At 72.6% G+C, this 12,854-nt stretch carries 9 protein-coding genes; 1 reads left to right on the top strand and 8 read right to left on the bottom strand.

Features of this window, described 5'->3' with window-relative positions; all coding sequences use genetic code 11:
* Window positions 1-159 precede the first annotated feature (159 nt).
* The 3 genes from ACWIX7_RS25345 to ACWIX7_RS25335 all read right to left on the bottom strand — a co-directional run bounded on the left by ACWIX7_RS25345 (window position 160) and on the right by ACWIX7_RS25335 (window position 5,678).
* Complete coding sequence (locus tag ACWIX7_RS25345) at window positions 160-2,082, bottom strand: peroxidase family protein (protein ID WP_448619166.1); 1,923 nt, start codon at window positions 2,080-2,082, stop codon at window positions 160-162.
* A complete protein-coding gene (locus ACWIX7_RS25340) occupies window positions 2,079-4,064 on the bottom strand; it encodes a GMC family oxidoreductase (protein ID WP_448619165.1) in 1,986 nt (661 codons plus the stop codon). The genes ACWIX7_RS25345 and ACWIX7_RS25340 overlap by 4 nt, the downstream gene beginning before the upstream one ends.
* A 99-nt stretch (window positions 4,065-4,163) precedes the next feature.
* Entirely contained in the window at window positions 4,164-5,678 is a 1,515-nt protein-coding gene (locus ACWIX7_RS25335) for a lipoxygenase family protein (RefSeq protein WP_448619164.1), read from the bottom strand.
* Window positions 5,679-6,387: 709 nt separating this feature from the next.
* On the opposite strand from ACWIX7_RS25335, the gene ACWIX7_RS25330 reads away from it, so the two are divergent.
* On the top strand, window positions 6,388-8,364 hold the full coding sequence (locus ACWIX7_RS25330) for a DNA/RNA non-specific endonuclease (protein WP_448619163.1): 1,977 nt from the start codon (window positions 6,388-6,390) through the stop codon (window positions 8,362-8,364).
* A 197-nt stretch (window positions 8,365-8,561) separates the two neighbouring features.
* Here ACWIX7_RS25330 and ACWIX7_RS25325 read toward each other — a convergent pair whose 3' ends face one another.
* The 5 genes from ACWIX7_RS25325 to ACWIX7_RS25305 form a co-directional block, all read right to left on the bottom strand.
* Complete coding sequence (locus tag ACWIX7_RS25325; protein ID WP_448619162.1) at window positions 8,562-8,828, bottom strand: hypothetical protein; 267 nt, start codon at window positions 8,826-8,828, stop codon at window positions 8,562-8,564.
* Window positions 8,829-8,884: 56 nt separating this feature from the next.
* Entirely contained in the window at window positions 8,885-10,030 is a 1,146-nt protein-coding gene (locus ACWIX7_RS25320) for a M14 family metallopeptidase (RefSeq protein ID WP_448619161.1), read from the bottom strand.
* 257 nt (window positions 10,031-10,287) lie between these two features.
* Window positions 10,288-11,097, bottom strand: coding sequence for an AfsR/SARP family transcriptional regulator (locus tag ACWIX7_RS25315; protein ID WP_448619160.1), 810 nt, complete (start codon window positions 11,095-11,097; stop codon window positions 10,288-10,290).
* A 98-nt stretch (window positions 11,098-11,195) separates the two neighbouring features.
* A complete protein-coding gene (locus tag ACWIX7_RS25310; RefSeq protein ID WP_448619159.1) occupies window positions 11,196-12,293 on the bottom strand; it encodes a patatin-like phospholipase family protein in 1,098 nt (365 codons plus the stop codon).
* Between the two features lie 165 nt (window positions 12,294-12,458).
* Entirely contained in the window at window positions 12,459-12,587 is a 129-nt protein-coding gene (locus ACWIX7_RS25305; RefSeq protein ID WP_448619158.1) for a hypothetical protein, read from the bottom strand.
* Between the last annotated feature and the right edge of the window lie 267 nt (window positions 12,588-12,854).

Raw genomic sequence — 12,854 nt, 5'->3', positions numbered from 1 at the left:
TGCGCTCCTCGTCCCCGAGCGGACACGTGGCGGTGGACGGCTGTCCCCGTGCCGCGCCCACCCGTCGGCGATGGCAGCACGCGGCCGTCACCGCGACGTCACCGCACCCGCCCGGTCGCTGCTGGAGCCGTCCCCGACCCCGAAGAGCAGCACCGGCCGTCAGACGCCCGTGCGCGACCAGGGAGCGAAGGCGTTGCCGACGCCCCGCAGCGCCGGCCGCAGCTCCGGGAAGTGCCGGAGCAGGACGGTGCGCATGTCGTTGTCCCGGACCCACTCCAGCCCGGCCGGGGTGTAGATCTCCGGCCGGAAGTCACGGGTGAAGAAGCGGTCGCTGTTGAGCCGGCGCGACGCCATCAGGATGAAGATCCGGAACGCCGTGTCGCTGAAGGCGAACCCGGTGGGCCGCTTCTCGGCGAAGAGGCCGACCATCAGGTCGACCCGCTCGATGTCGCCGTAGACGTCCTCGAGATCAGCGGCGAGCCCGGCGTCGTCGGTCAGCTCGGCGAACGTGCGCGGTGCCTGGAGGTGCAGCAGCCGCCGGAACTCGCAGTAGCGCGGCACGCCGAGCTCGCGGATGCGCAGGATGTCGGTCGCTGCCAGGTCGACGACCTTGCCGTCGGGCCGCTCGAACGACTGCAGGAAGCGGGGGAAGTTCCGCAGCACGATCGCACCGGGGTGGGTGGTGCCGAACGAGTAGAAGAGGTCCTGCCAGGCGATCCGCTCCGTGACCTCGCGCGAGTGCGGGCCGGCGAGCCGGGGGAAGGCGAGCGTGTCCAACGGCCGGTCGCCGTCGACCGCCCGGATGTCGAACTCGTCCGGCAGCAGCGGGTGCATCCGGTAGACGGCGGCGAACTCCTCGGTGAGCGAGAACGGCACGCCGTGGTGCTGCGTCGCCGATCCCGGGATCCCGCTGACGACCTCGCTGTCGCTGATCCGGCCGAAGGTGCGGGCGATCCGCTCCCCCGCCACGCCGAACCAGTTGACCCGGAGCGCGGCGACGGTCGTCGGGTGGCTGATGACGGCCGGCGTCCACTCCACCGTGTGGATCTTGGCCATGAGGGCGGAGACCACCAGCCTCGCACGCTGGAACAGCTCCTCGTCGCCCCATCCCGGGTACTCGGCCGCGAGCCGGTCGCAGACCGCGTTGTGCTCCCGCACGAAGAGGGTGGCCAGCATGCCGAGGCCGGTCCACCAGCCGGGCACCAGGGTCGGGTCGCCGGACGCCGGCATCGTCCCGTCCTCGGTCACGTGCAGCTTGCCGTCGCGACCCGTCCGCACCCGCTGCTGCTCCGCCCGCGAGTTGCCGTACAACGAGGACCCGTCCCACCAGTGGGTCAGCTCGTTGACCGAGGTGACCGGGCCGTCGGCGCCGGGTGGCCTGGTCGGGTCGGTGAGGGTCCGTGGGATCCGCATCGGGTCCTCCCACCACGTGTCCCCGGGCTCCAGCGGGATCTCCACCACCCGGGAGGTGTCCCCCTGGCCGTGGCTGAACCAGTCACGGACCATGAACTGCAGCCAGGCAGCGGCCAGGGTGTTGACGGTCTCGGCGGGTTGGAACGCCGTCCGGGTGAGGAGTCGGCGGCTGACCTCCCGGGGGCTCGGCCGCAGCAGCTCCTCGTCGGTCACCGCCACCACCTTCTCCAGCGGGATGTTGCGGCCGAAGCGGGCGCGGGCCATGCCCATCTCGGGGTGGTCCAGGTCGTTGTGCGAGCCGTCGACGCTGCGGGCGACCAGGTGCTGCGGGGTGCGGGGCGGCACCGGAGGTGCGTCGACGATCGGCACCTGCGTCGAGGGATCCTGCAGGTTCTCCCATCGGAGGGTGTTCCGGAGCCCGACGGCCACGGCCAGGCCCGGCACGCGTGGCAGCCGGTCCCACCCCACCCGGCGGTCGATCAGTCCGGCCACCGCCGAGTAGATGCGCCAGAAGGGTGTCCGGCGGTGGTCGGCCCCGGGGATCGGCGGGCGCGTCGTCGCGGCAGGGACGACTCCCGGTGCCGGCGCGGCGCTGGTGCGTGGGCGTGGCACGGCGACGCCCCGCCCGGCAGTGCGCGTGCCGGAGGGGTCGGGGGTGTGGGTGCTCATCGGGTCTCCTGGACGGCATGCGACACGTGCGGTCGGCGCGGACGGGGCAGGCGGAGCGAGAGGACGCGCCGGGATCCGGCGCGGGCAGGTGGCGGTCCGGTGGCATCGGCCAGCAGGGCGGCACTGGCCTTCTCCGCCACCATGTAGACGGCGGTGACGATGAAGAAGCCGGGGATGCGGGGGAACACCGATGCGTCCACCACGCGCAGCCCGCGGGTCCCGTGTACCCGGAAGTCGCTGTCCACGACGGCGCGGGGGTCCCCGGCGCGGCCCATGGCGGCGGTGCAGGACGCGTGGTGGCCCCACGCCTGGTCGCGCACGAAGGTGCGCAGCTCGTCCCTCGTGCGCACGTCGTCCCCGGGCAGGAGCTCCCGCGAGACGTCGTCCCCCAGCCGGCGCATGACCGACCGTGCGAGCTGGATGCCGGTGACGACTGCGTCGAGGTCCTCGCCGGCCCGGTCGTCGCCCTCGTCGAAGTACCGGAACCGGATGTCGGGAGGGTCGCACGGGTCGGCCGAGCGGAGCAGGACGCTGCCGGCGCGGTTGACGGTGTGCGCCTTGAGCACCGCCCAGGTGAAGACGTCGGTGGACTGCCCCAGGTCCTGCGAGTAGCCCGGGTAGTAGCCGGTGAAGCGCGCCGGCAGCCCGAACAGGAACAGGTCCGGGCTGACCAGCTCGGGCCGGGAGCGGCGCACGATGCCCAGCAGCGCCCCGTTGGTCGTGTAGACCCCCCGCTGGTCGAGCCAGTCGGCGTAGCCCGGGTCCGGGGGTTCGCCCGGCCGGGGCGGGCGAAAGGTGAGCCCGCGCAGCAGCGAGAACCCGGCGGGCATCTGGCTGACGACGCCCACCTCGTACCGGTCCTGCAGGTTCTCGCCGACCCCGGGCAGGTGCACCCGTACCGGGATGTCCCACCGGGCCAGCTCGCCGGCCGGTCCGATCCCCGAGAGCTTGAGGAGCTGCGGGGTGTTGAACGCCCCTCCGGCGAGGACGACCTCGCGCCGGACCAACGCCTGCACCCGCTCGCCGGGCCGGCCGGGCACCGCCCGTGGGTCGGCACGGTAGGCGTGCGGGCGATCCAGGTACTCGACCCCGCGCGCGACGTCGTCGTCGTCGAGGAGGACGCGCGTGGCCAGGGCCCCGGTGCGGACGACGAGTCGGTCGGGGAAGCGCCGGGCGACGTCGCGGATCCGCTCCCGGGTGCCGTTGCGCCGGCCGGCGTGGACCGCGAGGGGGACCTGCCAGAGCCCCTCCGGCGTGTTCCGCACCCGCCAGTCGTTGGGGTCGACGGCGCTGGCCAGCCCCTCCACCGCGGTGAGGGGGCGCCCGAGGAGGTCGGCCAGGCTGTCGGCGGCCGCGGCGAGCAGCAGCCGGCGCAGCTGAGGGTCACCCAGTGCCAGAGCCGGGTCCGCCAGCGTCGTGTGCAGCCACCCGTCGAAGCCGTGCCGGCTGCGGTTGACGTACCCCTCGCTGATGAACGGGAGGGCGGCGAGCAGCCGGGCCACCAGGGGGTTGCCCGGCAGCATCCGCGGCCGCCGCTTGTGGTCACAGGCCTCGAGCCGCTCGAACCACCGGCGCATCTCCCCGGCCCGCCAGCTGGCGTCACCCGTGGCCTCGGCGATGGCGTCCCAGTCCGCATCGTGCGGGTACACCGTGATCATGGCGTTGTGCGCCGTGCAGCCGCCGAGGGTCGCCGACCGGGGGTAGAAGACGCCGTCGTGCTCGGACCGGTACTTCGGGTCGCGCCGCTGCTGCGTCAGGTCGTCGAAGTGCCGGACGTGGAACTGCCAGCTCATCTCCGGGTGCTCGCTGGCTCGGCCGTGGAAGGCCGGGACCCGGTAGTCGTCGTCCTCGGGATCGAGTCCTGCCTCCAGCAGCAGCACGCGGTGCCCGGCCTCGGCCAGGTTGGCCGCCACGGGGCCGCCTCCGGCACCGGAGCCGACGACGACGTAGTCGAACTCGGGCTCGGCCGGGGCGGCGCTCACGACGCGCTCCGGTGAGCCCTCGGTGCGGCTGCGACGGCCGGCGCCGTGCTGACGTCCGAGGACGCGGTGAGGGGCCGCGCCGCGTCCGGTTCCATCGCGTCAGGCATTGATGTTGGCTTCCAGTTTCTCGGGATAGACCTTCCAGTGGGCGAAGGGTTCCGCGTCGAGCCGGTCCTGCAGGGCCTCCAGGTCCTTCGTGAAGGCGCGGAAGGCGTCGGCACCCCGTGCGTCCAGCGCCAGGTAGCTGAAGTCCTGGAGGAGCGGGGCGCGCCGCACGTTGAGGGTGAAGTTCGCGTTGACCAGGCGCTGGTAGACGTCGACGGGTTCGCGCCTCCCGTCCTCGTAGACGCGGACCGGTTGCACGTGGGTCCACATCTGGTAGTTCCAGAGACCCGTACCGAGGAACTCGTGCTGGACCGTGGCCAGGTAGAGGAGTGCCGCGATCAGCCGAGCCGTGCTCCCGATCGTGACGTCCGGGCCGCTGAGGGTGCGGATCCCGTTCGGCACCAACCGGTCCAGGGAGGCCATCCAGTCGACCACCGCCGCGTCGGCCCGCACCTCCTCGTCGGAGGAGTAGTACAGGGCCATGTACCGCAGGGCGTGCGTGTGCATGACGTCGAACAGCGCCTCGTGGTTGCGGAGGGTGGGCGTGTCGAACCCGGCTCCTCTGATCCCCCGACGTTCCGCGTCTCGAGCGGGGTCCAGCACGACGACGTCGTAGTCCGCGTAGCTGTCCTCGTAGAGCTCGCACATCCCGGCGTGGGTGAAGCTGAAGACCGTCTCGAAGTCACCACCCCGGGCCATCTGCCCCTTGGTGGCGATCTGGTTGCTGGACTGCGTGCCGAACACGTGGGGCCACAGCAACCGGCGCACCGGGTGGTCGGCACCCAGGCAGTTGCGGGTGGCGATGGCGAAGGGGCCGCCGACTGCCAGGTGGACCCAGTTGAAGTGGCGGACGAGTGACACGTGGTTCGTGACCGCGCAGAGCGCGAGCTTCTTCGCGAGGTCCCAGTCAGGGCCGCCCGGCTCGCACTGCCCCAGTTCGCAGTCGATCCGGACCGCGTCGAGTCGTGACCTCTCCTGGTCCAGCCGGAACAGGACGCGCACGCCCAGGGAGCGCAGTCCTCGGTGGTGCTCGTAGCGCGCCAGGTCCCGGAGGTCCCAGTGGTATCCGCCCTCGGGTGCCCGCTCGAGGTAACCGGCATACGGTCCCGCCACCGCGAGGAGCCCCAGGTCCACGTCGCCCTCGTACTCCTGCGGCACCTCGGGAGCCGGGAAGAGACGTCGGTGTGCCGGCGTGTAGGCCTCGCGGAGGGCCTCGTGCGGGTCCTCGTCCCGGCTGGGGAGGCCGGGTTGCATCGGCGGGAACAGCCGGTACAGGGCCACCTGGAACTCGTAGAAGCAGTACCTGAGTCGGTTCGCCTCGTCGTCCGGGACCCGATCGGCGACCCGGATGTTGTGGATGGGGATCCCGGGGAACTGGCTGGCGAAGCTGACGTCACCCAGCCGGTGCCCGTCGTCAGTGGGGACCGGGATCACCGCCGGTCGGTTGGTGCGGTACTTGAGGATCGCCAGCAGGTTCCAGAAGTCCCTGCGCAGGCGCCACGGCATCATCGCGAACTCCGGTTTCGATCGTGCGTCTCGTGGCCGGTTGCACCGGGGCGGGTCCGCGGGAGGCGGCACGGGTCCCGCGGAGCGAGGCGGTCGTCCCCCAGGGGGAACCGACCTCGACGGACACGGCGATGTGCCCTGTCAGGGAGCCCAGGTCCCGGTTCCGCCCTGGTGCGCCCGTCGTGCAGGTGTTCGGACGCGGGCACCGTAGGGGCGCTGCCATCACCGCGCCGTCACCGTCCCGTCATGCACCCGGCGGCCCACCGGGGACGGTCGGCCGGCTCCGGCACGGCCGCGGCTGCCGGGCACGCACCCGGCTCCGTCGCGGCCTCACGGACGTCCTCCCGGCCACCGTCCGATGCCAGGTGGGGACGTCGTGATGACGTCGCGCCCATCGCTGCAGGGAGTCCCGCGCCGCTCGTTGCCGGCGCCCGAGCAGTGCCTCGCCTCCGCAGGGAGCGGGTGCGGAGGTCGCGGTGCTCCGCTGATCGGTGTCGTGACGGCGAGGTGACGGCACCGTGACGCGGGAACCCGAAGCTGGGCACCGTCTTCCCGGTCGGCTCCCCGCAGCGCTGGACACGGGTCGGCCGCGGTCCCGAACGGCCCGCTCGCCGTCGCCACCGCACTGCTGCGCGACCGCCTGCCCGCGGCCCTCGCACCGCTCCTCGCCGTCCTGCTGGCCCAGCGGGAGCCCTGAGACAGGAGAGCACGCATGTCCATGTCCATGTCCGAGGACAGGCTCGAGAGCGTCCGCACGCGGTTGGCCGCGTCACCGGATCTGGCGGCGGCGGTCCGGGAGGCGATCGTCTCCGGAGCGGTGCCCGAAGCCGCCGCCGCCGTGATCCCGCCCACTGCGCCGGACGTGCTCTCGGCCGACCGCGAGCCGCTGGAGAGCGTCGTCCCCGTCGACGCCCTGGAGGCCATCGTCCAGCGGGTCGGGCGTCCTCCCCTGCTGGTCCGCAACGACGCCGTGGAGCTCGAGGCACTCGCCGACTTCCCGGCCGGGACCGACGTCAGGATCAAGGCCGTCGAGGCCGGCGTCAGGTCCGTCGGCCGGGTCGAGTTCCTCAACCACCGGCTGTCCTGGGGTGGGACCGGGTGGGTGGTCGACGGGACCGGGACCTCGCGCGTGGTCGCCACGAACCGGCACGTCGCCAAGCTGGTGGCCCGCCGGCTCGCGGACGGCCGCGGGGTGTTCCTGCGCTCACCGGCCACCGGCGCCCGCTACGGGGTGAACGTGGACTTCAAGGAAGAGGTCGGGTCGCTGCCCGCCGATGCCCGACCGTTCCAGGTCAGCGAGATCGTCCACCTGGCTGACGACACCGCACCGGACGTCGCCCTGCTGCGGATCACCGGCACCGGACTGCCCGACCCGCTGCCCCTGGCCCGGGACGAGGCCGACGTCGAGGAACTGGTGGCCCTGATCGGCTACCCCGCGTTCGACAGCCGCAACGACGTCGACGACCAGGCGCGGTACTTCCACGACCTCTACGACGTCAAGCGGTTCGCGCCCGGCAAGGTGATGCAGAGCCTCACCGGTCGCACGGTGCTCAGCCACGACTGCACCAGCCTCGGCGGCAACTCCGGGTCCCCGCTCATCAGGCTCGAGGACGGTACCGTCGCCGGCCTGCACTTCGCCGGTGTCTACGGGGTGGCGAACAGCGCCGTCGGGGTCCGCACCCTGAAGGACGTGCTGGCGGGCGGTGGCCCGAGGACGTTCGTCCTCCCTCCCCCGTCCGAGGAGCGCCCGGACGGCGTGCACGGTCCCGAGCAGTTGACCGGTCGGGCCGGGTACGACCCCGACTTCCTCGGCGACGGCCTCGTCGCCCCCTGGCCCGGGGTGCCGGACGAGGTCCGGGCACAGCTCGCCCGGCCGAGCGACGAGGTCCCGGCCAAGCCGTTCGAGCTGCGCTACACCCACTTCGGCGTCCGGTTCTCCACCACCCGGCGGCAGCCGGTGATGACCGCCGTGAACATCGACGGCCGGTACCCGGTGCGGATCAAGCGCGGCCGGGACCAGTGGTTCGCCGACGGACGGATCCCGCTGGACGCCCAGCTGGACCGGGCCGCCTACGCCGACCCCGACATCGACCGCGGCCACATGGTGCGCCGGGAGGACCCCAACTGGGACCCGGCCGCCCGGCCCGGATCGACCAGCGCCGTTGCCAGGCAGGCCAACGACGACACCTTCCACTACACCAACGCCGCGCCTCAGCACTCCGACATGAACCAGGGCAAGGAACTCTGGCTCGGGCTGGAGGACTACATCCTGGACAGCGCCCGCACCCGGGGCTTCCAGGCCTGCGTGTTCACCGGCCCGGTCGCCCGGGAGGACGACCCCGAGATCGAGCCCGGCGTCCTCGTGCCCAGGGAGTTCTGGAAGCTGGTCGCGATGGTCGACGCGGACCGGCCCGCCCTGCACGCCACGGCCTACCTCCTCAGCCAGGGCGACCTCATCCGGGAGCTGCTCGAGAAGCGGGACCGCACCGAAGCGGTCGAGGGCTTCGAACTCGGTCCCTACCGGACGTTCCAGATCGCCATCCGCGACCTCGCCGACGCGACCGGCTACGACCTGTCCGCGTACTCGGCCGCAGACCCGCTGGCGGCGGATCTCCCCGAGGACGAGGCGGCGCACCGAGCCCTACCGGTGTACGTCCCGCTGGAGAGCCTCGAGGACCTGCGGACGTGATCGACCGCCCGTGCCCGGGCCCGTGACCTCTCAGCGGTCGCCCGAGGAACCCATCGGAGCGCTGTCGGGCGTCCCTCGGATGACGTGCTCGGTGACGCGTCACGGACGCGTGACGGCACCTGCCCCCAGCCGGTCGTCGGGGGGTCGGGACCGGCGGTCGACACACCGGGCCCCACTCCCGGAGGCGTCGGCCCAGGTCACCGATCTCCCTCCCGGCGCTGCATCTGCGCCACGTACTGCTCCTCCGGGACCCAGCGCTCCACCATGGCGAGGCGCCGCCGCTCCACCTCGGCGAGACGACTCTCGGGTGCGGCCACGACGAGGCAGTCGCTGTGGCGTTCCCACACGTCGAGGCCGAGCGGCAGGTCCAGCAGACTCGCGACGCTGCTGCCCGCCGGCGGGGTGAGGCGAGCGATCCAGGTCTGTTCGGTGTCGGCCATCGTCGTCCCCCAGAGTTGCGGCACGCGTGGACAGATCCTCGCTCGACTGCCCCCGCGGCGGCAGCTGGCGCACCGCCCCGTCAGCCCTCCGTCCTCTCCAGGACGCGCTGGATGAACTCGAACGCGGCGGGGCGGTTCTCCTCCCAGCACGGCTGGATCTCCGCGGCCGGCAGGATGAAGCCGCCCTCTTCCCAGGTGGCCGGGCGCAGTTCCACGGTGAGGGAGACGGCGTCGTACTCGCCGTAGGTCCAATCGGCGGTGTCCCCCGCCGTCGGGTACAGCGTCGAGGACTGCTGCGCGGTGTAGGTCCTGCCGTGCACCTTGCCGATCAGCCGTTCCATGTCCTCGGCGAGTCCCCGCACGACGCGGCGGTCGGACACGTCCTTGATCGGCTCGGACGTGTGACCCCACGGGTACATGATCAGCTGCGAGTAGCTGTGGTACGTGAGGACACCGGTGAACAGTTCGCGCGCGACGAGGTCCCGCACCGCGCGGACCTCCGGCTCCGAGAAGGCCCGCGGGCCGACGTACGTCTCGTCCGCGGGGACGTGGCTGGAGGTGCTCACGTTCAGCGTGCCCCACATGTAGCCGTAGTTGCGGTTCGGGTCGACCCCGATGCTGCCGTCGTGGTTTCGGCGCCGGTTCTTGCGCCACAACCGGTTCGCCGGGGTCTGGGTGTACTCGTGCCCGTCCGGGTTGACCATCGGGGCCACCCAGACCTCCCCCTGCTGCAACCACCCCTGCACGGGGTCCGACGAAGAGTTCTGCAGCAGGTGCTCGGCCAGCAGGTACGGGACCTCGACGGAGATCCACTCGCGCGCGTGGTGGCAGCCCAGGAAGGCCACCTTGCGGGTGCTGCCGCGGCGCTCACCGATCCGCAGGGCCCACAGCGGTCGTCCTTCGACGCTGCGCCCGATCTCGTGGATCTCGGCGATCTCGGGGTGCTCCTCGGCCAGGCGCCGCAGGTCCTGCTCGAGAGTCGCCGCCGTGTGGTAACCGGTCGCGGCGGCCTCGGTCGCGAACGTCGACAGATAGGGGTCGATCGAGCGCAACTGCTCGACGCCGAAGCCCATGGCCTCCAGCCGGGCGACCTGGGCTTCCTCGGCCTGCACGACGAGGTGGTCCGGCTTGACCTCCCACACGTCCAGCCCCAGGGGGGCAGCGATGAGGTCGGTCAGTGCGACCCGCCCGCTGGAGGGGGTGACCCTCACGATCACGTCAGCCATCGGTCTCTCCTCTTCCAGGGACCCGGCGTACCGTGGCCTGTCCGCCGCCGACGCCCGGTGAGCTGAGTGCGAGCCACACCCACGCGCCGCCGGGCCCTCCAGGTGGATGCCGGGTCACGTGGATCGTCCGGGTCGCCACGCTAGGCCGGGCACCGTCACAGGGACATCAAACCCTCGTCACGGCGCTCACCCGTGCTCCGTGACCCGGGATCGCCCGGCTCCTGGACGAGGCCGACACCCCGCGACGTGCCCGCGCATCAGGCGCGACCCGACGCCACCGCCGAGGACACCACCGCTCGGGATCGGAGGACGGACTCCCCGATGGAGGGGTGTGCCCCGGTCGCCTCGTCGCGGCGCTGCGGGATGCTCCGGACCAGGCGGGTCATCTGCTCGGTGGGGAGCACGCCCAGCTCGTCGAGCAGCATCTCCCGGAAGAGGGTGTAGGCCCGCAGCGCCTCGGTGGTGTTCCCCTCGGCGAGGTGCACCCGCACCAGGGTGCGGTGAGCGCTCTCCCGCAGCGGCTCGGCCTGGATCGCCAGGTGCGCCGCCTGCACGGCCGCGCCGTGGTGACCTGCGGCGGCGAGGCGGGCCGCGACGGCCTCCAGCGCGTGCATCCGGTGCTGCCTGACCCGTTCCCGCTCGAGCAGGACCCAGTCGTCGTACCAGCCGGGCAGGAGGTCGCCCCGGAGTGCCGTGTCCGGCAGGAACACCTGGTCGGCCCGGCCTCGCGGGTCGAGGACCCGCTCGGCCCACACCTGCAGCTCCCGGACGTCGACGCGGACCCCGGCCGCGAGGGAGAGGCCGCACGGCGTCCCCACGACGAGTCCCGGCGCGGTCCTGCGGAGGCGCCACAGCGCCGAGCGCAGGCTCGCCTGGGCCTGTTCCTCGCGGACGTCGGGCCACAGCCGGCCGGCGACCGCCGTCCGGGCCGGCCCACGCGACAGGCACAGGAACGCCACCAGCCGCTGCACCCCCCGCGGGAGGTCGCTCACCACCGGTTCGGGAGCCTGGGACCGGAGGGTGAAGCCGTCGAGGAGCGCGATCCGGAACACCGGGGGGAGGTCCACGTCTGCTGGAGCGCGCCCCGGGCGCCCGTGATACAGCCGGGGACGAACCCCGGGGGGAGAAGCCGGCGCAGCTGCGGGGGATCGGGCCGGGGACGACCTCACCCACCGGCCCGCCACCGGTCGCGACCGGTGGCGCCCGGACGGAGACCTGGTGCACCGGGGCGGCCGATCCCCTGCCGGACAGCGTCCTCGTAGCCGGCCTCGATGCGAGCCCGGATGGTGGCCTCTGAGAAATCGGACGGGTGGGACAGCTCCTCGGGGAGGGCAGAGGTCACCACGCTGAAGTGATCGATCTTCCGCCGGGCGAGCAGTTCCCGGTACGTCGGGTCGTTGCGGAGGTCGCTGTCCTCGGGGAGTTGCCGGTCGACCTTCGCGACGAGGTCGACCAACCGGTCGATCCGCTGGAAGAAGGCCTCGTCGAGGGTGAGCCGGCTGCTGAACTGGAGCTGGACCATCCGCTCCAGCACGTCGGGGAGGGTCCGCGGGATCGGCGCCCGCATGGGGAACAGTTCGACGACGATCAGCTCCCGGACGGCGGAGGGGTCGCCGGCTGCGGCTCCTCCGAGCAGATCGATCGCCGGCCCGAGCGGCAGGTTGGAGAACAGGCCGCCGTCCCAGTAGCACGCACCGTCGATCTCGGTCATGGGGAACCCCGGGGGCAGGCTCCCGCTGGCGACCACGTGCTCGACGGTCAGACCGCCAGGGCGGTGGCGATCGAAGTACTCCATCTCCCCCGAGCCGACGTCGAGAGCCCCGACGATCACCTGGGGTGTCGCGCGGTTGAGCCGCTCCAGGTCGAGCATCTCGGCGAGGGTCCGCCGCAGTGGCGTCGTGTCGTAGATGCTCGTCGCCTTCCACGGCGTCGTGACCAGTGCCGCGTTCGGCCGGTAGATGCCGGGGTTGGCCAGGACGGCGAGCGAGCGTTCGACCGCAGGCAGGAACCGGCCGAGCGGCCACGGTGCCGAGACCGTGAACTCCTCGCACCACAGTCGCTCCAGCGCGGCGACCGGGTCGCCGTCGGCGCCGCCGAGCACCGCTGCCGTCACGGCTCCGATCGAGATCCCGGCCACCGCGAGTGGCTCGAACCCGGGCCGCTGCTCGTAGAGGGCCTTGAGGACCCCGCACTCGTACGCGCCGAGGGCCCCGCCGCCCTGCAGGACCACGGCAGTGTGGATCCTGCCGTCGGAGAACGCCATCGCGGACCTCCCGCGCTCAGGGCGGGGAGGGGCACCGCCCGTCGGGATGCCCGTTCGCATCCCCGAGGGCACGGAGCCTCCCCCGACACCGCCACCGGATCGTCACGAGTGCGTCATCGCGAGGACGTGCACGGCCCACCGTCGGCCTGCGTCCTCGCGCAGCAGCTACGACTGCAGGCGCCGCTCGAGTAGGAGGATGGCGACGTCATCGACCGTCCGGCCGGCCACGTCGGCGTACCCACGCAGCGACGCCAGCGCGTCCGGAGCCGGCGCCCTCAGGGCGAGGGTGAACATGCCTCCTGCCATCCACAGCCGGCCCCGACGCCGCGGACCTGGGTGTCGGCCAGGTCCCCATCAGGCCGCTCCACGACGTGCTGCACGCGCTGACCACGCCCGGGGCGACCACCACCACGTCGTGTGCCGATCATGCAGCGCCATCGCCATCGCCATCGCCATCGCCATCGCCGACGTCGATGGCGCGGTCGGCGAGGTGCGCTGCCCGACGGCCCCCGGCGGTCCCGGCCACCAGATCGACCACGAGGAGGTCAGCTGCTGGGGTCG

The sequence above is a fragment of the Geodermatophilus sp. URMC 65 genome (assembly GCF_053502545.1).
This window is presented reverse-complemented; position numbering and strand designations above follow the sequence as displayed.